Below are 20,035 nucleotides of genomic sequence, written 5' to 3'. Positions count from 1 at the left end.
ACATCACATTACTCGTCATCGATTTACTTTGCGTTAAATTGCTTGTTTTATAACGATTCTTCAAGGTGATTATTGGGTTTTCTCTTCTCTCATTTTACAGCGCTGACTATTTCGGTAGAAATTTTCAAATAATAATTCCGTATTCCTGCTACTTAATAACAGTTTTATTTCCTGAAAAATTAGTGTGGCGCCAGAGAATTGCGTGAAGGCGATCTGTGGTCATGGAGACTGGCAACTGGCCCTGCGTGCGTCAGGGCCAGGCGATATGGGAAACTTAAGACGCTTTCGCCAGCTCTTTCACCAGCGGCAGCATGATACGCATCACGTCCCGGTTGCGGCGCTCAATGCGTCCGGGAAGCGCTTTATCGATATGCTGCTGGTTATCCAGGCGAACGTCGTGCCAGCTGTTGCCTGCCGGGAAGGACGCCGTTTTCGCGCGCTGCTGATACCCGTCTTTTTTACCGAGGTTCCAGTTCGTGGCCTCAACGGAAAGCACCGCAATTCCGGCTCTGTCGAACACTTCCGCATCGTTACAACAGCCGGTGCCTTTCGGGTAATCCTTATTCATCCCCGGATTGGTGGTCGCGGCAATGCCGTGACTGCGGGCAATGGCGAGCGCCCGGTCGCGGGTTAATTTGCGCACGGCTTCCGGAGTGCGCTGTCCGCTATTAAAGTACAGCTTATCGCCAGTAATCAGGTTATCGAGATTAATCACCAGCAGGGTGTTTTTCTTCTCCGCTGCGCTCATACGCTTAAGGAGATTTTCCGCGCCGAGTTTGCCTTCTTCCTCGCCGCTGGTGGCGATAAAACGAATGCCGTATTCGGTGGGGACATCTTTCAGACGTTCGGCCAGCTCGAGCATCACGCCCAGACCCGCGGCGTTATCGTCCACGCCCTGTAGGGTCAACCCGCCCAGATTCGCGTCGATGTCGGCGTCGCTTTGCGGGGCGTAGGTATCCAGGTGCGCCATGATAATAATTTGCTGCGGCGCTTTGCCTTCATGGGCGGCAATCACGGTGCTACCGGTCACGTTATGCCAGTTCTTGCGGTTATCTTTCGCGGTATAAATATAACGGCTGTTAAAGGTACGAATATCGCTGCGATACCCCATTTGCGCAAACTGCTGACGTAAATAGTCAGCGGAAAGCATTTCAGCCGGGGAACCCGTCATTCGACCGGGAAAGACGGTCGCAATATGCCGGGTTTGTAATGTCGCAAAATCGCCAGGTGACGATGCTGACGCCTGTGCGGGAGCCATAAAGCAGACGCCGAGGGCCAGGATGGCGACAAAACGGCGCGTTGCGGAAAACATAGTGAGTCCTTAAATAGCCTGCCAGGGAGACGCCCTGAATACAAAGCAAAAATTTTAACCCGCCTAGTATGAAACCGCGGCCCGACTAACACAATTTCATTTGCTCTGAAATGCCCGAAAAACCGCTGGCTTAAGCACTTTTTGATATGTGCTTTCCCAGATCGTTATTCCTTTGAGGAACTACTCATTCCAATTCGTAATTTCATTCGTTCTGCTGCGCTCCCTATAGTCGGGTTATCTGACGCGCTCGACAGTAGCGGTATTGTAAAGGAACGGCTATGGACCAAAAACGACTCACCCACCTGCGACAGCTGGAAGCGGAAAGCATCCATATTATTCGCGAGGTGGCGGCAGAATTCTCCAACCCGGTAATGCTCTATTCTATTGGTAAAGACTCCAGCGTCATGCTGCATTTGGCGCGTAAGGCGTTTTACCCGGGAACGCTGCCGTTTCCGCTGCTGCACGTCGACACCGGTTGGAAGTTCCGCGAAATGTACGAATTCCGCGACCGTACCGCGAAAGCTTACGGTTGCGAGTTGCTGGTGCATAAAAACCCGGAAGGGGTAGCGATGGGCATTAACCCGTTTGTCCACGGCAGCGCCAAACATACCGACATCATGAAAACCGAAGGCTTGAAGCAGGCATTGAACAAGTACGGGTTTGACGCTGCGTTCGGCGGCGCGCGTCGTGACGAAGAAAAGTCTCGCGCTAAAGAGCGCATTTACTCTTTCCGCGACCGTTTTCATCGCTGGGATCCCAAAAACCAACGCCCGGAACTGTGGCACAACTATAACGGACAGATTAACAAAGGCGAGAGCATCCGCGTCTTCCCGCTTTCTAACTGGACGGAACAGGATATCTGGCAGTACATCTGGCTGGAAAACATCGAGATTGTCCCGCTGTATCTGGCGGCTGAGCGTCCGGTGCTGGAGCGCGACGGCATGCTGATGATGATCGACGACGATCGCATTGACCTGCAACCGGGGGAAATGATCAAAAAACGGATGGTGCGCTTCCGCACCCTCGGCTGCTGGCCGCTGACCGGCGCGGTTGAATCGAACGCCCGGACATTACCGGAAATTATTGAAGAGATGCTGGTTTCGACCACCAGCGAACGTCAGGGGCGGGTCATCGACCGCGACCAGGCAGGCTCTATGGAGCTGAAGAAACGTCAGGGGTATTTCTAAGGAGCCGCCATGAACACCACACTTGCACAACAAATCGCCAATGAAGGCGGCGTCGAAGCCTGGATGGTCGCCCAACAGCATAAAAGCCTGCTGCGTTTCTTAACCTGCGGCAGCGTGGATGATGGCAAAAGTACCCTGATTGGTCGTTTGCTGCATGACACTCGCCAGATTTACGAAGATCAGCTCTCATCGCTGCATAATGACAGCAAACGTCACGGGACGCAGGGCGAGAAACTGGATCTGGCGCTGTTGGTGGATGGCCTACAGGCTGAACGCGAGCAGGGGATCACCATTGACGTCGCGTACCGCTATTTCTCCACCGAGAAGCGCAAATTTATCATCGCCGATACGCCTGGGCACGAGCAGTATACCCGTAACATGGCGACCGGCGCGTCCACCTGCGATCTGGCGATCCTGCTGATCGATGCGCGAAAAGGCGTGCTGGATCAAACCCGCCGCCATAGCTTTATTTCCACGCTGCTGGGGATCAAGCACCTGGTCGTGGCGATCAACAAAATGGATCTGGTCGGTTTCAGCGAAGAGACTTTTGCGCGTATTCGGGAAGATTACCTGAACTTTGCCGGGCAGTTGCCGGGGGATCTGGATATCCGCTTTGTGCCGCTGTCTGCGCTGGAAGGCGACAACGTGGCTTCCCGAAGCGAGAGCATGCCGTGGTACAGCGGCCCGACGCTGCTGGAAGTGCTGGAAACCGTTGAGATCCAGCGGGTGGTGGACAACCAGCCAATGCGCTTCCCGGTGCAGTACGTTAACCGTCCGAACCTTGATTTTCGCGGTTACTCCGGCACTCTGGCCTCCGGGAACGTCCACGTGGGTCAACGCGTTCGGGTGCTGCCGTCCGGCGTGGAGTCCAGTGTGGCCCGCATCGTCACCTTTGACGGCGATTTGGAGCAGGCGTTTGCCGGTAAGGCGATCACCCTCGTTTTAAAAGATGAAATCGATATTAGCCGCGGCGATTTGCTGCTGGATGCGGGCGACACGTTACCTGCCGTACAACGCGCCGCTGTAGATGTGGTGTGGATGGCAGAACAGCCGTTGGCGGCGGGTCAGAGCTACGAAGTCAAAATTGCCGGCAAAAAGACCCGCGCGCGCATTGACGGCGTGCAGTATCAGGTGGATATCAACAACCTGACCCAGCGTGAGGTGGAAAACCTGCCGCTGAACGGCATTGGCCTGGTTAATCTGACCTTTGACGAACCGCTGGTGCTGGACACCTATTCGCAGAATCCGGTGACCGGCGGACTGATCTTTATCGACCGTCTCAGCAACGTTACCGTCGGGGCGGGCATGGTGCGTGAGCCCATTGCGCAGGCAGCGACAGTCCCAACTGGTTATAGCGACTTTGAGCTGGAACTGAATGCGCTGGTGCGCCGTCACTTCCCCCACTGGGGCGCGCGCGATCTGCTGGAGGGCAAATAATGGCGCAGCATGACGAAAATGTCGTCTGGCATGCGCATTCCGTTACGCCGCACCAGCGTGAGCAACGCCATGGTCATCGTGGGGTTGTGCTGTGGTTTACCGGGCTTTCTGGGTCGGGAAAATCGACGGTGGCCGGCGCGCTGGAAGAAGCGCTGCACGCGCTCGGCGTCAGCACATATTTGCTTGATGGCGATAACGTGCGCCACGGCCTGTGCAGCGACCTGGGCTTTAGCGATGCCGACCGCAAAGAGAACATTCGTCGGGTCGGCGAGGTAGCGAATCTGATGGTGGATGCCGGGCTGGTGGTGCTGACAGCGTTTATCTCGCCGCACCGGGCGGAGCGGCGGATGGTGCGTGAGCGGGTAGGCGAAGGGCGTTTTATTGAGGTGTTTGTCGATACGCCGCTGGAAACCTGTGAAGCGCGCGATCCAAAGGGGTTATATAAAAAGGCGCGCGCCGGTGAGTTGCGCAACTTTACCGGTATTGATGCGGTTTACGAAGCCCCTGAATCGCCAGAGATTCATCTGAATGGTGAACAATTAGTAACAAATTTGGTGAGTCAATTGTTAGACCTGCTGAGACAGGACGATATTATCAGATCCTGAGACACCTGACCTGTTTGCCCGGTCAGTCAAGGTTACAGGATTCGATATGCGTAATAGCCAGAACATCACCCTCCCGGCGTCCGAAACGTTTTCTGCCGATGACGAAACCACCTGGTCGCTGCCCGGCGCCGTGGTGGGATTCGCGTCATGGCTGCTGGCGCTGGGGATCCCTTTTTTGGTGTATGGTCCTAACACCTTGTTTTTCTTCATTTATACCTGGCCATTCTTTCTGGCGCTAATGCCCGTCGCGGTTGTCGTGGGCATCGCCCAACATTCCCTCTTCAACGGAAAATTGCGCTACAGCATTGTCGCCACGCTGCTGACGGTGTGCGCGATGTTCGGCGCGCTGTTTTTGTGGCTGCTGGGCTAAAGCGCGACCGCTGTCCATAATTCAAACCGTAACCAACAATGAGATGATGTTCCCGGGGTGCCGGGTATACGTTATGCAGGGCAAATGTGGTACATTTGCCCGCGTTGTCGCGGCATTCCCGCCCACAGCATAGAGTCGTTTGTGGAAGTATGGGATGATAGTGCCGTTTTTCAGGGGGCAGGATGGGTAAACTAACGCTGCTGTTGCTGGCTTTACTGGTCTGGCTGCAGTATTCGCTGTGGTTCGGTAAGAACGGTATACATGACTACAGTCGCGTCAACGATGACGTGGCGGCGCAGCAGGCGACGAACGCCAAACTTAAAGCGCGTAACGATCAGCTTTTCGCCGAAATTGACGATCTCAATGGCGGTCAGGAAGCTATCGAAGAACGCGCACGCAACGAACTCAGCATGACGAAACCGGGCGAAACGTTTTATCGCCTGGTGCCCGACGCGTCTAAACGCGCGCAAACTGCGGGGCAAAATACTCGATAAACCATCCAGGGATTTAACATGGCAGCCACTTATTTGGATGTTTGCGCCGTGGTGCCGGCGGCCGGCTTTGGCCGCCGTATGCAAACTGAATGTCCTAAGCAGTACCTCTCGATCGGCAATAAAACCATTCTCGAACACTCGGTCCATGCGCTGCTGGCGCACCCCCAGGTCACCCGCGTGATCATTGCCATCAGTCCAGGCGACAGCCGCTTTGCACAACTTCCGCTGGCGCAACATCCGCACATCACCGTGGTGGACGGCGGCAATGAGCGTGCCGATTCCGTTCTGGCCGGGCTTCGCGCCGCAGGCGACGCTGAATGGGTGCTGGTGCACGACGCGGCGCGCCCCTGTCTGCATCAGGATGATCTCGCCCGCCTGCTGGCGATCCGCGAAACCAGCCGCACCGGCGGGATCCTTGCCGCCCCGGTGCGCGACACGATGAAGCGCGCCGAACCGGGCGTTGCGGCCATCGCCCATACCGTCGAACGCACCGATCTATGGCATGCGCTGACGCCGCAATTTTTCCCGCGTGAACTGCTGCATGACTGTCTGATCCGCGCGCTGAACGAAGGCGCGACCATTACCGACGAAGCCTCGGCGCTGGAGTACTGCGGCTTCCATCCACAGCTTGTTGAAGGGCGGGCTGATAATATCAAAGTAACGCGTCCGGAAGATTTAGCGCTGGCTGAATTTTATCTGACCCGAAAAAACCATGAGGAGATAGCGTAATGCGAATTGGACACGGTTTCGACGTACATGCCTTTGGCGGCGAAGGCCCGGTTATCATTGGCGGCGTGCGCATCCCGTATGAGACGGGCCTGTTAGCGCATTCTGACGGCGACGTCGCGCTCCACGCGCTGACCGATGCGCTGCTCGGCGCAGCCGCGCTGGGGGATATCGGCAAGCTGTTTCCGGATACCGATCCGGCATTTAAAGGCGCGGACAGCCGTGAATTGCTGCGTGAAGCCTGGCGTCGCATTCGGGCCAAAGGCTATACCCTCGGAAACGTTGATGTGACGATTATTGCCCAGGCGCCAAAAATGCTGCCGCACATTCCGCAGATGCGCGTGTTTATCGCGGAGGATCTCGGCTGCCACATGGATGACGTTAACGTGAAAGCCACCACCACGGAAAAACTCGGCTTTACCGGACGGGGGGAAGGGATCGCCTGTGAGGCGGTCGCGTTACTGATAAAGGCGGTGAAATGACAGCGTTTGACGATCTCACCTGGCTCCACGGCAAACCGCAGAGCACCGGGCTGCTGAAAGCCAACCCGGAAGATTTTGTGGTTGTGGAAGATTTAGGTTTTGAGCCCGACGGTGAAGGTGAGCATGTCCTGGTGCGGATCCTCAAAAACGGCTGCAATACCCGTTTTGTCGCGGACGCGCTGGCGAAATTTCTGAAAATTCACGCCCGGGAAGTCAGCTTTGCCGGGCAAAAAGATAAGCATGCCGTCACCGAACAGTGGCTGTGCGCGCGTGTGCCGGGCAAAGCGATGCCGGACCTGAGCGCCTTCCAGTTGGAAGGTTGCAAGGTGCTGGAGTATGCGCGCCACAAGCGTAAGCTGCGTTTAGGCGCCCTGAAGGGTAACGCGTTTACGCTGGTGCTGCGCGACATCAGTCAGCGTGATGAGGTGGAATCCCGTCTGAAGGCGATTAATGAGGCGGGGGTGCCCAACTATTTTGGCGCGCAGCGCTTCGGCATTGGCGGCAGTAACTTACAGGGCGCGCTGCGCTGGGCGCAAAGCGATGCGCCGGTGCGCGATCGCAATAAACGCAGTTTTTGGTTGTCGGCGGCCCGTAGTGCGTTGTTTAATCAAATTGTCAGCGAGCGTTTGAAAAAACCAGACTTTAATCAAGTTGTTGACGGCGATGCGCTACAATTAGCGGGACGCGGAAGCTGGTTCGTGGCGACGTTGGAAGAGAGGGCGGAATTACAGGCTCGCGTCGACGCTAAAGCGCTGTTGATTACGGCTTCGCTTCCCGGTCGCGGTGAATGGGGAACCCAGCGTGATGCGCTGGCGTTTGAACAGGCCGCTATCGCGGAAGAAACGCAGTTACAGTCATTACTGGTGCGTGAAAAAGTAGACGCGGCGCGCCGGGCGATGCTGCTTTATCCGCAACAGATGCGCTGGAACTGGTGGGACGACGTCACCGTCGAACTGCGTTTCTGGTTACCTGCGGGGAGCTTCGCCACCAGCGTAGTGAGGGAACTGATTAACACAATGGGTGATTATGCGCATATTGCTGAGTAACGATGACGGGGTCCACGCACCCGGTATACAAACGCTGGCGAAAGCGCTGCGGGAGTTTGCCGACGTACAGGTCGTCGCCCCGGATCGTAACCGCAGCGGCGCGTCGAACTCATTAACGCTGGAATCTTCGCTTCGCACCTTCACCTTTGATAACGGCGACATTGCGGTCCAAATGGGTACGCCCACTGACTGCGTTTATCTGGGCGTAAATGCGCTGATGCGTCCGCGTCCGGACATCGTGGTGTCCGGGATTAACGCCGGGCCGAATCTCGGCGATGATGTGATTTACTCGGGGACCGTCGCCGCGGCGATGGAAGGACGGCATCTTGGTTTTCCGGCGCTGGCCGTTTCGCTGGACGGCTATCAGCATTACGAGACCGCCGCCGCCATCACCTGCCGTATCCTGCGCGCGTTAAGCCGTGAGCCGCTGCGTACAGGACGGATCCTGAACATCAACGTCCCGGACCTGCCGTTGGATCAGATCAAAGGGATCCGCGTAACCCGCTGCGGCAGCCGCCATCCGGCGGATAAAGTGATCCCGCAGGAAGATCCGCGTGGCAATACGCTGTACTGGATTGGCCCGCCGGGCGACAAGCATGACGCCGGGCCTGACACCGATTTTGCCGCGGTGGAGGACGGTTATGTCTCCATTACGCCGCTGCATGTGGATTTAACCGCGCACAGCGCGCATGATGTGGTTTCTGACTGGTTAGACAGCGTGGGAGTTGACACGCAATGGTAAGCAGACGCGTACAGACGCTTCTTGATCAACTTCGCGGGCAGGGGATCCGCGATGAGCATGTGCTTGAGGCGCTAGCCGCCGTGCCGCGCGAAAAATTCATCGATGAAGCGTTTGAACATAAAGCCTGGGATAACATCGCGCTACCGATAGGACAGGGGCAGACGATCTCGCAGCCCTATATGGTCGCGCGTATGACCGAATTGCTGGAGCTGACGCCGCAGTCGCGGGTGCTGGAGATCGGCACGGGTTCCGGGTATCAGACGGCGATACTGGCGCATCTGGTGCACCATGTCTGCTCGGTCGAACGCATCAAAGGGCTGCAATGGCAGGCGCGCCGTCGCCTGAAACAGCTTGATTTACACAATGTTTCAACTCGTCACGGCGATGGATGGCAAGGTTGGCAAGCACGTGCGCCGTTTGACGCTATCATTGTGACGGCAGCACCGCCGGAGATCCCGACTGCGTTAATGACGCAGCTGGACGAGGGCGGCATTCTCGTTTTGCCCGTGGGCGATGAGCATCAGTTTCTGAAACGGGTGCGTCGTCGGGGCGGCGAATTTATTATCGACACCGTGGAAGCCGTGCGTTTTGTTCCCCTGGTCAAGGGCGAACTGGCATAGAAAACGGCCTGAATACCTGGAGTTTTCCTGGTTATTTTGCAACAGGTCAGCGTATTGTGAAGACGTTTTCCAGTGCTTTCATGGTTATTATGTCACTGGTTGTTAACCAATTTTTTCCTGGGGGATAAATGAGCGCGGGAAGCCCAAAATTCACCGTCAGCCGCATCGCGGCATTGTCACTGGTTTCGTTATGGCTGGCAGGCTGTTCAAATTCCTCTAATCCGCCAGCGCCAGTCAGTTCCGTTAATGGCAGCGCCCCTGCGAACACGAATTCTGGGATGCTGATTACGCCTCCGCCGACAATGGGGAGCGCGAATACCGCACAGCAGCAAACGCCGCAAATTCAGCCGGTCCAGCGTCCGGCGAGTCAACCGACGCAAATCCAGCCCGTTGCGGAGCAACCCGTTCAGATGGAAAACGGTCGTATTGTGTACAATCGTCAGTATGGGAACATTCCGAAAGGTAGCTATACCGGCGGCAGTACCTACACCGTTAAAAAGGGCGATACGCTATTTTATATCGCGTGGATCACCGGCAACGACTTCCGCGATCTTGCGCAACGGAATAACATTCCGGCCCCGTATGGCCTGAATGTTGGGCAGACCCTCCAGGTCGGCAACGCGTCCGGTGCGCCAATCACGGGCGGAAATGCGATCACCCAGGCCGATGCGGCCGCGCAAGGAGTTGTGACCAACCCTGCACAAAATTCCGCCGTCGCTGTTGCGTCGAAACCGACAATTACGTATTCTGAGAATTCAGGTGAACAAAGTGCTAACAAAATGTTGCCTAACAACAAGCCTGCTGGGACAGTTGTCACAGCGCCTGTAACGGCTCCGGCGGTTAGCACAACCGAATCGACTGCAAGCAGTACGTCTACCAGTTCGCCAATTTCAACATGGCGCTGGCCGACGGAAGGCAAAGTGATCGAAAACTTTGGCGCTACCGAAGGGGGCAATAAAGGGATCGATATTGCAGGCAGCAAAGGACAGGCAATTGTCGCGACCGCAGATGGCCGCGTCGTGTATGCCGGTAACGCGCTGCGCGGTTACGGTAATCTTATTATCATCAAACATAACGATGATTACCTGAGTGCCTACGCCCATAACGATACAATGCTGGTCCGGGAACAACAGGAAGTGAAGGCGGGGCAAAAAATAGCGACCATGGGTAGCACCGGAACCAGTTCTACACGCTTGCATTTTGAAATTCGTTACAAGGGGAAATCCGTAAACCCGCTGCGTTATTTACCGCAGCGATAAATCGACGGAACCTGGCTGACACTTGCTAGTTCCGTCAAGGGATCACGGGTAGGAGCCACCTTATGAGTCAGAATACGCTGAAAGTTCATGATTTAAATGAAGACGCGGAATTTGATGAGAACGGAGTTGAGGTTTTTGACGAAAAAGCCTTAGTTGAAGAGGAACCCAGTGATAACGAGTTGGCTGAAGAGGAGCTGTTATCGCAGGGGGCCACACAGCGTGTGTTGGACGCGACTCAGCTTTACCTTGGTGAAATCGGATATTCGCCACTGCTAACAGCCGAAGAAGAAGTGTATTTCGCGCGTCGCGCACTGCGCGGAGATGTTGCCTCACGCCGTCGGATGATTGAAAGTAACCTGCGTCTGGTGGTGAAAATTGCCCGCCGATACGGCAATCGTGGTCTGGCGTTGCTGGACCTGATCGAAGAGGGCAATCTGGGGCTTATCCGTGCCGTCGAGAAGTTTGACCCGGAACGCGGGTTCCGCTTCTCAACATACGCAACCTGGTGGATTCGCCAGACGATTGAACGGGCGATTATGAACCAAACCCGTACCATTCGACTGCCTATTCACATTGTAAAAGAGCTGAACGTTTACCTGCGTACCGCCCGTGAGTTGTCCCATAAGCTGGACCACGAACCGAGCGCGGAAGAAATCGCAGAGCAACTGGATAAACCGGTTGATGACGTTAGCCGTATGCTTCGTCTTAACGAGCGCATTACCTCGGTGGACACCCCGTTGGGTGGCGACTCCGAAAAAGCGTTGCTGGATATCCTGGCCGATGAAAAAGACAACGGTCCGGAAGACACCACGCAGGATGACGATATGAAGCAGAGTATCGTCAAATGGCTGTTCGAACTGAACGCCAAACAGCGTGAAGTGCTGGCACGTCGTTTCGGTCTGCTGGGTTATGAAGCTGCGACACTGGAAGATGTGGGCCGCGAAATTGGTCTCACGCGTGAACGTGTCCGTCAGATTCAGGTTGAAGGTCTGCGTCGTCTGCGGGAAATTTTGCAGACTCAGGGACTGAATATCGAAGCGCTGTTCCGCGAGTAAGCAAAGTTCCATCAAGAAAGACCAGTCTCTGTGAGGCTGGTCTTTTTTTTGGGGATTGTCCGGCAAGTCCAGGGGAACGGGCTTCAGGCCGGATAAGGCGTGAGCCGCGCCAGGAAAATCATTCCATCATTTTACGCACCAGGCGCGTGAACTGTTCGCGCTCTTCTTCGCTTAGTCGCCCCAGAAATTCCTCGTCCACGCGGTTGCCCAGCGGCATCGTCGTTGTCAGCAACGCTTCGCCCTGCGCAGTGAGAAAAACAAAGCGTCGACGTTTATCCAGCGGATCGTTGTCTCGCCTCACCAGCCCGCGTTTTTCCATTCGGCTTAGCATCTCCGCCAGCGTAGCTTTCGTACTTACCGCAGCCTCGGTGAGGTCGACCTGCTCAATGCCAGGGCGCTCGGCAATAGCGCGCATGACGGCGTACTGAGGTTTGGTCAGCTCCGGTAATTCATGCTGCCAGCGTGCGGTATGCTGCTGAAAAAGCTGCCGTAACAGGTGAAACGCTGTGTTTCGTAACGCCATGGGAACTCCGGTTTGCGTATCGGCTTCTATCATAGCGGTTTCTTACCGGTTTTTTAATGCAGCCGTTTTAAGCGATCCGTGCGGTGCAATTTTCAGGATCTTGTTGTTACTTCATCGCTGGCGTATTTTAATGAAAACGTTCGTATACGAACAATATTGAGGCGATGAATGAGACTGATTGTTGGGATGACTGGCGCAACAGGCGCGCCGCTTGGCGTGGCGCTGCTTCAGGTGTTGCGGCAGATGCCGGAGGTGGAAACGCATCTGGTGATGTCAAAGTGGGCCAAAACCACCATTGAGCTGGAAACGCCCTGGCGGGCGCGGGACGTTGCGGCACTGGCTGATTACTGTCATAGCCCGGCGGATCAGGCGGCCACGATCTCCTCGGGATCCTTTCGTACCTACGGCATGATCGTCATTCCGTGCAGTATGAAAACGTTGGCCGGTATTCGCGCAGGCTATGCCGAAGGCCTGGTGGGGCGCGCTGCCGACGTGGTGCTGAAAGAGGGGCGCAAACTGGTGCTGGTGCCGCGCGAAATGCCGCTTAGCACCCTGCATCTGGAGAACATGCTTGCCTTATCCCGCATGGGCGTGGCGATGGTGCCGCCGATGCCCGCGTTCTACAACCATCCACAAACCGTAGATGACATCACTCAGCATATCGTGGCGCGCGTACTCGACCAGTTCGCGCTTGAGCATCCCCACGCCCGCCGCTGGCAGGGGTTGCAGCAGGAGCGGAATTTTTCTCAGGAGAATGAATAATGGCATTTGATGATTTACGCAGCTTTTTACAGGCGCTGGACGAGCAGGGGCAACTGCTGAAGATCGGTGAAGAAGTGAGCGCCGAGCCGGATCTGGCGGCAGCCGCTAACGCCACCGGACGTATTGGCGACGGCGCGCCCGCGCTGTGGTTTGATAACATTCGTGGCTTCACCGACGCGCGCGTGGCGATGAACACCATCGGTTCGTGGCAAAACCACGCGATCTCACTGGGGTTGCCACCGAATACGCCGGTAAAAAAGCAAATAGATGAGTTTATTCGTCGCTGGGATCACTTTCCCGTTGCGCCGGAACGGCGGGCGAATCCGGCATGGGCGGAAAACACCGTTGACGGCGATGCGATCAACCTTTTCGACATCCTGCCGCTGTTTCGACTGAACGACGGTGACGGCGGTTTTTACCTCGATAAAGCCTGCGTGGTCTCCCGCGATCCGCTTGACCCGGACAACTTCGGCAAGCAAAACGTCGGGATTTACCGCATGGAAGTCAAAGGCAAGCGCAAACTTGGTCTGCAACCGGTGCCGATGCATGACATCGCGCTGCATCTGCATAAAGCGGAAGAGCGCGGTGAGGATCTGCCGATTGCGATTACCCTCGGTAATGATCCGATCATCACTCTGATGGGCGCCACACCGCTGAAGTACGATCAGTCGGAGTATGAAATGGCCGGCGCGCTGCGCGAAAGCCCGTATCCCATCGCCACCGCCCCGCTGACCGGCTTTGACGTACCCTGGGGCTCCGAAGTGATCCTCGAGGGCGTCATCGAAAGCCGTAAGCGCGAGATCGAAGGGCCGTTCGGGGAGTTTACCGGCCACTACTCCGGCGGACGCAATATGACGGTGGTGCGTATTGATAAGGTCTCTTACCGCAGCAAACCGATTTTTGAGTCGCTTTATCTCGGGATGCCATGGACTGAAATCGACTATCTGATGGGACCGGCGACCTGCGTACCGCTGTATCAGCAACTGAAAGCGGAATTCCCGGAGGTTCAGGCGGTAAACGCGATGTACACCCACGGCCTGCTGGCGATTATTTCGACCAAAAAGCGCTACGGCGGTTTTGCCCGCGCCGTGGGCCTGCGCGCGATGACCACGCCGCACGGTCTCGGCTACGTGAAGATGGTGATTATGGTTGACGAAGATGTCGATCCGTTCAATCTGCCGCAGGTGATGTGGGCGCTGTCGTCGAAGGTCAATCCAGCGGGAGATTTGGTGCAGTTGCCGAATATGTCGGTGCTGGAGCTGGATCCCGGTTCAAGTCCGGCGGGGATCACCGACAAGCTGATTATTGACGCCACCACGCCGGTTGCGCCGGACAACCGCGGACATTACAGCCAGCCGGTCTGCGATCTCCCGGAAACCAAAGCCTGGGCGGAGAAACTGACCGCCATGCTGGCTAACCGTAAATAAGGAGGAGCAGATGATTTGTCCACGTTGTGCCGATGAGCAGATTAAAGTGATGGCGACCTCGCCGGTGAAGGGGGTCTGGACGGTTTACCAGTGTCAGCATTGCCTGTATACCTGGCGCGATACCGAACCGCTACGCCGTACCCGCCGCGAGCATTATCCCGAGGCGTTTCGCATGACGCAGAAGGATATCGACGACGCGCCGATGGTGCCCGCTATCCCGCCGTTGCTGGCGGAAGATAAGCGTTAATACAGAACCGGATAGCAGCGACGCTTTATCGGGCCTACGAATTTTTAACGCCGTAGGCCCGATAAGCGCAACGCCACCGGGCGATAACGGTTACACCAGGCTCTTGAGCCGGTAAATCCACTCCAGCGCCTGGCGCGGCGTCAGCGAATCCGGATCGAGATTTTCCAGCGCTTCCACGGCAGGAGAGGTGTCCTCTGGCATCGACAGCAGCGACATCTGCGTGCCATCGACCTGCGTAGCGGCAGCGTTAGGCGAAATGCTTTCCAGCTCGCGCAACTTCTGGCGCGCGCGCTTAATCACCTCTTTCGGCACACCCGCCAGTGCCGCCACTGCCAGACCATAGCTTTTGCTGGCCGCGCCGTCCTGCACGCTGTGCATAAAGGCGATGGTATCGCCATGTTCCAGCGCATCCAGATGGACATTGGCTACCCCTTCCATTTTTTCCGGTAATTGGGTCAGCTCGAAGTAGTGTGTCGCAAACAGCGTCAGCGCCTTGATCTTATTCGCCAAGTTTTCCGCGCAGGCCCATGCCAGCGACAGGCCGTCGTAAGTGGAGGTGCCGCGTCCGATTTCATCCATCAGCACCAGGCTGTTCTCGGTGGCGTTATGCAAAATGTTGGCGGTTTCAGTCATCTCCACCATGAAGGTGGAACGGCCGGAAGCCAGATCGTCTGCCGCGCCGACGCGGGTGAAGATGCGATCAATCGGACCAATCTCCACTTTCTGGGCGGGCACATAGCTGCCAATGTATGCCAGCAGCGCGATCAACGCGGTCTGACGCATATAGGTGCTTTTACCCCCCATGTTCGGCCCGGTGATAATCAACATCCGCCGCTGCGGCGTGAGATCCAGCGGGTTGGCGATAAACGGCTCATTGAGCACCTGCTCAACCACCGGATGACGGCCTTCGGTAATGCGAATGCCCGGCTTATCGGTGAAGACAGGGCAGGTATAGTTGAGTGTGTAAGCGCGCTCTGCCAGGTTCACCAGCACGTCGAGTTCCGCCAGCGCATTAGCGCTTTGCTGCAGATCTGCCAGATGTGGCAGCAGCAGGTCGAACAGTTCGTCATAAAGCTGTTTTTCCAGCGCCAGCGCTTTGCCCTTAGAGGTGAGCACTTTATCTTCGTACTCTTTCAACTCCGGTATAATGTAGCGCTCGGCGTTTTTCAGCGTCTGACGGCGGACGTAGTTGATTGGCGCCAGGTGGCTCTGCCCGCGGCTAATCTGAATGTAGTAACCGTGTACGGCGTTAAAACCGACTTTGAGAGTGTCCAGTCCGGTACGTTCGCGCTCGCGGATCTCCAGCCGGTCGAGATAGTCGGTCGCGCCGTCAGCCAGCGCGCGCCATTCGTCCAGCTCTTCGTTGTAGCCCGGTGCGATAACGCCGCCGTCACGGACCAGCACCGGCGGCGCGTCGATGATGGCGCGCTCCAGCAGATCGCGCTGTTCAGCAAATTCGCCCATCTTTTCGCGCAGCCTCTGCACGGGGGCGCTGTTTACCGATTCCAGTTGCGCGCGCAGTTCCGGAAGCTGCTGGAAGGCGTGACGCATACGGGCGAGATCGCGAGGACGGGCGGTTCGCAGGGCCAGACGCGCGAGGATACGCTCCAGATCACCGACCTGACGCAGCACCGGTTGCAGGTCGCCAGTGGCATCCTGTAACGCGCCGATAGTTTGCTGACGTTCGGTGAGGATGTTGATGTCGCGCACCGGCATATGCAGCCAGCGTTTGAGCATACGACTGCCCATCGGGGTCACGGTGCAGTCGAGCACCGAGGCCAGCGTATTGTCCACGCCGCCCGCCAGATTCTGGGTGATTTCCAGATTACGACGCGTAGCGGCATCCATAATGATGCTGTCCTGCTGGCGCTCCATGGTGATGGAACGGATATGCGGCAGAGAGGTGCGTTGGGTATCTTTCACATACTGCAAAAGGCATCCTGCGGCGCAAAGCCCACGCGGCGCGTTTTCGACGCCGAAACCGATCAGATCCCGGGTGCCAAACTGCAAATTAAGCTGTTGCCGGGCGGTATCAATCTCGAATTCCCATAGTGGGCGACGACGCAACCCACGGCGCCCCTCAATCAGCGCCATCTCGGCGAAATCTTCCGCGTACAGTAATTCTGCCGGGTTGGTGCGTTGCAGCTCGGCAGCCATCGTTTCGCGGTCGGCGGGTTCGCTCAGACGAAAGCGCCCGGAGCTGATATCCAGCGTCGCGTAGCCGTAGCCTTTGCTGTCCTGCCAGATGGCGGCCAGCAGGTTGTCCTGGCGCTCCTGCAACAGCGCTTCATCGCTGATGGTGCCTGGCGTGACAATGCGAACCACCTTACGTTCAACCGGACCTTTGCTGGTGGCCGGGTCGCCAATCTGTTCGCAAATAGCGACTGATTCGCCCTGATTGACCAGCTTCGCGAGATAGTTTTCGACGGCATGGTGGGGGATGCCCGCCATCGGAATCGGTTCGCCCGCCGACGCGCCGCGTTTGGTCAGCGATATATCGAGCAACTGCGACGCACGTTTCGCATCGTCATAAAACAGTTCGTAAAAGTCACCCATGCGGTAAAAAAGCAGGATCTCAGGATGCTGGGCTTTCAGCTTGAGATACTGCTGCATCATGGGCGTGTGGTTAGAGAAATCCTTATCAAATGACTCATTCATATTGATTTTACTCGTTTTTTAAGTCTTTTACGTGCTCAAATGGCCCCAAGTGAAACCTCCTTGAACCCACATAAACCCATAAATTTGTATACCAGAAGTCTACCGGTTAGTTTCGGGTATATACTCTGGCTTGCTGGTATACATTAAATGAAAATGACACTCACTCAGTCGATTATAATCAATGAGTTATCTAGCGACGTCAAACCAGATATCGGCCAGCAAGAGCGAGGTGTCTACTTACCCAGTCCTGAACGAAAGCCGTATCTTATCACTGACAACCACAGGGATTCACCCGTAGGTTGTGGTGTCAAAATCAGTGCCGCCAAAAAGACCTGTATCCTTCAACGAGGTATGTCATCAGCAGACAAGCGACAGGTGGCAAGGCGTTAAAACAGGTTATCAGATCTACTATTAGTAATGTCTCAGATTCTGCCAGCATTGATCAGTCACGCGAGACTGCTCGCAAATTCATTGAAACTATGAAGTTGACCAGATGAAAACCGGATGCGGAGACGCGAGAAGCAAAGGCTTTATATTGCTAAAAAATCCTGGGCGCTGCGTGAACCTTTAAGGAGGGTTGATATGAATTTGCGTAGAAGTTTTGGTATACTGTTTGAACGATGTCTTTCAGCCCAGATTCTGCTTTTCAGGAGTGTTTATGAACAACAAAAAAACTCAGGCAAGCTACGCTAAGCCATCTCGCGCTGACATCGTTCGCTCGGTAGCAACATCTACGGCTGTTGAAACAGGGCAGTCCTCCGAGAAGATCGAAGCTTCCCTTGAAGCGATACGTAAAAAGTTCGCCCATCTTCGCCTTGCTTAATCCCTTCTTAATCCCTCACTGACCCAGTGTTTCATCGGTTCGTAGTCCATTGATATGCCAGCATGGATGGCCGAGATATACTGGGCTTTGTTTTGCTCCCAGCTTTGATAATCCAGCGGTTTGTACCCTCCCTGAACGGCCATCACGTCGGCCAGCAGCCGCGACAGGCGTCCGTTTCCCTCTCTGAATGGATGGATAAGTATTAGCTCGACATGGGTGATGGCGATAGCGGTGATGAGTTGTTCTTCGTCCATGCCGCTACATGGCGTGAAAGGAGCAAGATATTTGGTATCGAATTCGTTCAGTAGTTTTGGTAACTGTGCTGAGGGGGCAAACATAAAGCCGCCTTTGCTGATGTTAACCGTTCTTTCTTGTCCAGCCCACTCGTAGATGTTACCTAACCAGCGGTGGTGCCAGCGTTTTAGCATGGCGACGCTGAGCTGTCCTTCCGGAAACTGTTCTTCAAAAACGGACTGGTAGAGTTGTTCTAACAGGACAAGTTCAGCCTCATTCATCTCATCAGAAGTCGCGATCCCCAGCTTGTTAGCCAAAACCTGCTCGCCAGAGTCTTTCTCATACTGGCCTTCACTGCTGGATACATGGTATCGGCTCATGGAGATGCCCTGTGTTATTAGAGGGAGAAAAACAGAGGAAGTATAACGCCAGACGAGTATGGCAAACAATGTTCGTAAAATCAGTTAGTTAAATAAATGTAGGCTGAAATGCAGTTTTTGGTATTTTTATGAAAATAATCGTTATTTATCAATATCAACACACTAATGCATCATTGGGGTATGGGCGTCGAGATTATCGATTGTACTCATGAAGTTGTGTCCAGTTCCCTGAATTTAAACGGATTGCGATGCTTTTCGTTTTCGTTGTTATCACATAAGGGGCTTATGATAACGGAGATAAGCAACTCAGGGAAAGCGAGGATCGAGACTTCTCGATCCTCATTCCATTTCGGTTTAGCCAAACCGTGGCAGGAGGTTAAAGGTGCTGCCGAACCAGCAAAGAATGACCGTAATGCCGAAAAATATCACCACCATGGGGATCGCTCTGCCGCCCCATACGGTGAACATTTTATCCGGAAAGCGTTCACGCGATTTCAACGCAAGGAATGCCGGCACGATAACCGCCCAGATGGTGGCACACAGCCCGGCTCCGCCAATCGCGTAGATAAAACCGTTTGGGAACAGCAGGTACAACGCAGCCGGAGGTAAAAAGGTAAACAGCAGGGTTTTGAATCGCCCGAGGGGGGAATTGTCGATTTTGAACAGATCCGCCAGGTAGTCGAACAGCCCCAGCGTGACGCCAAAGAATGAACTGGCTACCGCAAGGTTAGAAAAGATCAGCAGAAAAAACTCGATAATGCCATGTTGGTTAGTGCCTAAAAATGACTTTACCAGCGAATCAACATTGCCGCCTGAGGCGATGATCTCCTTGAAGTTGCTGCGATGAATATTGCCCATCGTGCAGTACAGCCAGAACAGATAAATCACCAGCGCCAGCAGTGAACCAAAGACGATGCTTTTGATCAGCTTATCCTTTCTCTTGCCGTAACAGATAATCAGGCTGGGAATATTGCCGTGAAAACCGAACGAAGCCAGGCAGACCGGAACCGCCATCAAAATATAGGGCAGATAGGTGCGATTGGCCTGTGGCTCGGCGATGTCCCTGAGAATGGAATAGTCAACCTGAAAGAAGAATGAGCCGAACACCACGATAAAGGCAATGATCTTAATGCCGAGAAAAAAAGAGGTGATGCGACTGGCGGCGAGAGAACTGATCCACAAAATGCTGGCGACGAAGATTGCGCTACCTATGCCCACGATCCTCGGATTCACATGTGTGCCGGTGTTAATCGCAATGGTTTCGCTAATGATTGCCCCGTTCGCCGAAATATAGGCATAGGTCAAAATATATAACACGAAAGCGACGGTGATACCGCTGATGATGTTCCACTTCGCGCCTATTAAATCTTTCGTAATGGTGTTAAAGCTGGATCCTACGGGGTAATTAAGGTTGGCTTCTAATAACAATAACCCGGAATGCAACATGGAAAACCAGGAGATAATTAAAATAAACGCCCCCCAGAAAAACCACGCGCCAGCAAGGTCAACCGGTAAAGCAAACATCCCGCCACCAATAACGGTGCCGGCAATCACCATAATTCCCCAGAATGAGGAGTGTTTTTTATTTGCGTCTTCGTCCATGGCGTTCCCTTAATGATAACGGCTAAGTCGGTGTTGTCGTCAGG

General features: G+C 55.1%; 22 protein-coding genes and 1 pseudogene. 17 read left to right on the top strand and 6 right to left on the bottom strand.

What is annotated here, in order from left to right; genetic code table 11:
* Positions 1-274: 274 nt before the first annotated feature.
* Positions 275-1,312, bottom strand: a complete 1,038-nt coding sequence (locus CSE01S_RS12215) for an aminopeptidase (protein WP_042288723.1) — start codon at positions 1,310-1,312, stop codon at positions 275-277.
* A 278-nt stretch (positions 1,313-1,590) separates the two neighbouring features.
* Here CSE01S_RS12215 and cysD point away from each other — a divergent pair, with 278 nt between their 5' ends.
* From cysD to CSE01S_RS12165, 10 genes are all read left to right on the top strand, one after another.
* Complete coding sequence (gene cysD, locus CSE01S_RS12210; RefSeq protein WP_042288720.1) at positions 1,591-2,499, top strand: sulfate adenylyltransferase subunit CysD; 909 nt, start codon at positions 1,591-1,593, stop codon at positions 2,497-2,499.
* Positions 2,500-2,508: 9 nt separating this feature from the next.
* Entirely contained in the window at positions 2,509-3,936 is a 1,428-nt protein-coding gene (cysN, locus tag CSE01S_RS12205; RefSeq protein ID WP_042288716.1) for a sulfate adenylyltransferase subunit CysN, read from the top strand.
* Positions 3,936-4,541: an adenylyl-sulfate kinase gene (gene cysC, locus CSE01S_RS12200; protein WP_042288712.1), complete on the top strand. Its 606-nt coding sequence runs from the start codon at positions 3,936-3,938 to the stop codon at positions 4,539-4,541. The genes cysN and cysC overlap by 1 nt, the downstream gene beginning before the upstream one ends.
* A gap of 46 nt (positions 4,542-4,587) precedes the next feature.
* The gene (locus CSE01S_RS12195) at positions 4,588-4,911 is read left to right on the top strand and encodes a DUF3561 family protein (protein ID WP_042288710.1); all 324 of its coding nucleotides are present in this window, start codon (positions 4,588-4,590) and stop codon (positions 4,909-4,911) included.
* Between the two features lie 182 nt (positions 4,912-5,093).
* On the top strand, positions 5,094-5,405 hold the full coding sequence (ftsB, locus tag CSE01S_RS12190) for a cell division protein FtsB (RefSeq protein WP_042288707.1): 312 nt from the start codon (positions 5,094-5,096) through the stop codon (positions 5,403-5,405).
* A gap of 18 nt (positions 5,406-5,423) precedes the next feature.
* Positions 5,424-6,134, top strand: a complete 711-nt coding sequence (gene ispD, locus CSE01S_RS12185) for a 2-C-methyl-D-erythritol 4-phosphate cytidylyltransferase (protein WP_042288703.1) — start codon at positions 5,424-5,426, stop codon at positions 6,132-6,134.
* Positions 6,134-6,613 carry a 2-C-methyl-D-erythritol 2,4-cyclodiphosphate synthase gene (gene ispF, locus CSE01S_RS12180; RefSeq protein ID WP_042288702.1) on the top strand — a complete coding sequence of 160 codons (480 nt, stop codon included), beginning with the start codon at positions 6,134-6,136 and terminating at the stop codon, positions 6,611-6,613. Before ispD ends, ispF begins: the two co-directional genes overlap by 1 nt.
* Positions 6,610-7,659, top strand: a complete 1,050-nt coding sequence (gene truD / locus CSE01S_RS12175) for a tRNA pseudouridine(13) synthase TruD (RefSeq protein WP_042288699.1) — start codon at positions 6,610-6,612, stop codon at positions 7,657-7,659. The genes ispF and truD overlap by 4 nt, the downstream gene beginning before the upstream one ends.
* Complete coding sequence (gene surE, locus CSE01S_RS12170; protein ID WP_042288698.1) at positions 7,640-8,401, top strand: 5'/3'-nucleotidase SurE; 762 nt, start codon at positions 7,640-7,642, stop codon at positions 8,399-8,401. The genes truD and surE overlap by 20 nt, the downstream gene beginning before the upstream one ends.
* The gene (locus CSE01S_RS12165; RefSeq protein WP_042288697.1) at positions 8,395-9,021 is read left to right on the top strand and encodes a protein-L-isoaspartate(D-aspartate) O-methyltransferase; all 627 of its coding nucleotides are present in this window, start codon (positions 8,395-8,397) and stop codon (positions 9,019-9,021) included. Before surE ends, CSE01S_RS12165 begins: the two co-directional genes overlap by 7 nt.
* Positions 9,022-9,067: 46 nt before the next feature.
* On the opposite strand, the gene CSE01S_RS23380 is transcribed toward CSE01S_RS12165, so the two are convergent.
* Positions 9,068-9,289, bottom strand: coding sequence for a hypothetical protein (locus tag CSE01S_RS23380; protein WP_229264090.1), 222 nt, complete (start codon positions 9,287-9,289; stop codon positions 9,068-9,070).
* Here CSE01S_RS23380 and nlpD point away from each other — a divergent pair.
* Positions 9,195-10,280: a murein hydrolase activator NlpD gene (nlpD, locus tag CSE01S_RS12160; RefSeq protein WP_233422702.1), complete on the top strand. Its 1,086-nt coding sequence runs from the start codon at positions 9,195-9,197 to the stop codon at positions 10,278-10,280. The two genes, CSE01S_RS23380 and nlpD, sit on opposite strands and share 95 nt — an antisense overlap.
* A gap of 62 nt (positions 10,281-10,342) precedes the next feature.
* Entirely contained in the window at positions 10,343-11,335 is a 993-nt protein-coding gene (gene rpoS, locus CSE01S_RS12155) for an RNA polymerase sigma factor RpoS (protein WP_042288692.1), read from the top strand.
* A 118-nt stretch (positions 11,336-11,453) separates the two neighbouring features.
* Here rpoS and CSE01S_RS12150 read toward each other — a convergent pair whose 3' ends face one another.
* Positions 11,454-11,858 (bottom strand): MarR family winged helix-turn-helix transcriptional regulator, encoded by a 405-nt coding sequence (locus tag CSE01S_RS12150; protein WP_042288688.1) that lies wholly within the window; start codon positions 11,856-11,858, stop codon positions 11,454-11,456.
* Positions 11,859-12,026: 168 nt separating this feature from the next.
* Here CSE01S_RS12150 and CSE01S_RS12145 point away from each other — a divergent pair, with 168 nt between their 5' ends.
* The 3 genes from CSE01S_RS12145 to CSE01S_RS12135 are packed head-to-tail and all read left to right on the top strand — an operon-like array spanning position 12,027 to position 14,294.
* Complete coding sequence (locus CSE01S_RS12145; RefSeq protein WP_042288685.1) at positions 12,027-12,620, top strand: non-oxidative hydroxyarylic acid decarboxylases subunit B; 594 nt, start codon at positions 12,027-12,029, stop codon at positions 12,618-12,620.
* The gene (locus tag CSE01S_RS12140) at positions 12,620-14,047 is read left to right on the top strand and encodes a non-oxidative hydroxyarylic acid decarboxylases subunit C (RefSeq protein WP_042288682.1); all 1,428 of its coding nucleotides are present in this window, start codon (positions 12,620-12,622) and stop codon (positions 14,045-14,047) included. The genes CSE01S_RS12145 and CSE01S_RS12140 overlap by 1 nt, the downstream gene beginning before the upstream one ends.
* 10 nt (positions 14,048-14,057) lie before the next feature.
* Positions 14,058-14,294 (top strand): non-oxidative hydroxyarylic acid decarboxylases subunit D, encoded by a 237-nt coding sequence (locus CSE01S_RS12135; protein WP_042288680.1) that lies wholly within the window; start codon positions 14,058-14,060, stop codon positions 14,292-14,294.
* A gap of 90 nt (positions 14,295-14,384) precedes the next feature.
* Here the strand turns inward: CSE01S_RS12135 and mutS are convergent, their stop codons facing one another.
* Positions 14,385-16,952: a DNA mismatch repair protein MutS gene (gene mutS, locus CSE01S_RS12130; protein WP_042288677.1), complete on the bottom strand. Its 2,568-nt coding sequence runs from the start codon at positions 16,950-16,952 to the stop codon at positions 14,385-14,387.
* 147 nt (positions 16,953-17,099) lie between these two features.
* Here mutS and CSE01S_RS23525 point away from each other — a divergent pair.
* A pseudogene (locus tag CSE01S_RS23525) lies at positions 17,100-17,446 on the top strand (integrase); the annotation flags it as partial.
* Between the two features lie 164 nt (positions 17,447-17,610).
* Entirely contained in the window at positions 17,611-17,775 is a 165-nt protein-coding gene (locus CSE01S_RS23250) for a hypothetical protein (RefSeq protein WP_167333860.1), read from the top strand.
* Here the strand turns inward: CSE01S_RS23250 and CSE01S_RS12125 are convergent.
* Together CSE01S_RS12125 and tnaB are read right to left on the bottom strand one after the other, a co-directional pair.
* Entirely contained in the window at positions 17,772-18,389 is a 618-nt protein-coding gene (locus CSE01S_RS12125) for a Fic/DOC family protein (RefSeq protein WP_042288675.1), read from the bottom strand. The genes CSE01S_RS23250 and CSE01S_RS12125 overlap by 4 nt on opposite strands.
* A gap of 354 nt (positions 18,390-18,743) precedes the next feature.
* Entirely contained in the window at positions 18,744-19,991 is a 1,248-nt protein-coding gene (gene tnaB, locus CSE01S_RS12120) for a low affinity tryptophan permease TnaB (protein ID WP_042288673.1), read from the bottom strand.
* Positions 19,992-20,035: the final 44 nt, after the last annotated feature.

Origin of the sequence: Citrobacter sedlakii NBRC 105722 (genome assembly GCF_000759835.1) — a bacterium.
Taxonomy (GTDB): domain Bacteria; phylum Pseudomonadota; class Gammaproteobacteria; order Enterobacterales; family Enterobacteriaceae; genus Citrobacter_A; species Citrobacter_A sedlakii.
Note: the sequence above shows the minus strand (reverse complement) of the source record. Positions and strands in the feature narration are given on the sequence as shown.

What these genes read in the sequence shown, in the direction of transcription:
- ispF (WP_042288702.1), top strand. Translation starts at nt 6,134, where the DNA reads ATGCGAATTGGACACGGTTTCGACGTACATGCCTTTGGCGGCGAAGGC.
- mutS (WP_042288677.1), bottom strand. Translation starts at nt 16,952, where the DNA reads ATGAATGAGTCATTTGATAAGGATTTCTCTAACCACACGCCCATGATG.
- ispD (WP_042288703.1), top strand. Translation starts at nt 5,424, where the DNA reads ATGGCAGCCACTTATTTGGATGTTTGCGCCGTGGTGCCGGCGGCCGGC.
- ftsB (WP_042288707.1), top strand. Translation starts at nt 5,094, where the DNA reads ATGGGTAAACTAACGCTGCTGTTGCTGGCTTTACTGGTCTGGCTGCAG.
- cysN (WP_042288716.1), top strand. Translation starts at nt 2,509, where the DNA reads ATGAACACCACACTTGCACAACAAATCGCCAATGAAGGCGGCGTCGAA.
- CSE01S_RS12215 (WP_042288723.1), bottom strand. Translation starts at nt 1,312, where the DNA reads ATGTTTTCCGCAACGCGCCGTTTTGTCGCCATCCTGGCCCTCGGCGTC.
- cysD (WP_042288720.1), top strand. Translation starts at nt 1,591, where the DNA reads ATGGACCAAAAACGACTCACCCACCTGCGACAGCTGGAAGCGGAAAGC.
- surE (WP_042288698.1), top strand. Translation starts at nt 7,640, where the DNA reads ATGCGCATATTGCTGAGTAACGATGACGGGGTCCACGCACCCGGTATA.
- CSE01S_RS23250 (WP_167333860.1), top strand. Translation starts at nt 17,611, where the DNA reads ATGAACAACAAAAAAACTCAGGCAAGCTACGCTAAGCCATCTCGCGCT.
- CSE01S_RS12165 (WP_042288697.1), top strand. Translation starts at nt 8,395, where the DNA reads ATGGTAAGCAGACGCGTACAGACGCTTCTTGATCAACTTCGCGGGCAG.
- CSE01S_RS12140 (WP_042288682.1), top strand. Translation starts at nt 12,620, where the DNA reads ATGGCATTTGATGATTTACGCAGCTTTTTACAGGCGCTGGACGAGCAG.
- cysC (WP_042288712.1), top strand. Translation starts at nt 3,936, where the DNA reads ATGGCGCAGCATGACGAAAATGTCGTCTGGCATGCGCATTCCGTTACG.
- CSE01S_RS12150 (WP_042288688.1), bottom strand. Translation starts at nt 11,858, where the DNA reads ATGGCGTTACGAAACACAGCGTTTCACCTGTTACGGCAGCTTTTTCAG.
- CSE01S_RS12125 (WP_042288675.1), bottom strand. Translation starts at nt 18,389, where the DNA reads ATGAGCCGATACCATGTATCCAGCAGTGAAGGCCAGTATGAGAAAGAC.
- CSE01S_RS12145 (WP_042288685.1), top strand. Translation starts at nt 12,027, where the DNA reads ATGAGACTGATTGTTGGGATGACTGGCGCAACAGGCGCGCCGCTTGGC.
- rpoS (WP_042288692.1), top strand. Translation starts at nt 10,343, where the DNA reads ATGAGTCAGAATACGCTGAAAGTTCATGATTTAAATGAAGACGCGGAA.
- truD (WP_042288699.1), top strand. Translation starts at nt 6,610, where the DNA reads ATGACAGCGTTTGACGATCTCACCTGGCTCCACGGCAAACCGCAGAGC.
- CSE01S_RS12135 (WP_042288680.1), top strand. Translation starts at nt 14,058, where the DNA reads ATGATTTGTCCACGTTGTGCCGATGAGCAGATTAAAGTGATGGCGACC.
- CSE01S_RS12195 (WP_042288710.1), top strand. Translation starts at nt 4,588, where the DNA reads ATGCGTAATAGCCAGAACATCACCCTCCCGGCGTCCGAAACGTTTTCT.
- tnaB (WP_042288673.1), bottom strand. Translation starts at nt 19,991, where the DNA reads ATGGACGAAGACGCAAATAAAAAACACTCCTCATTCTGGGGAATTATG.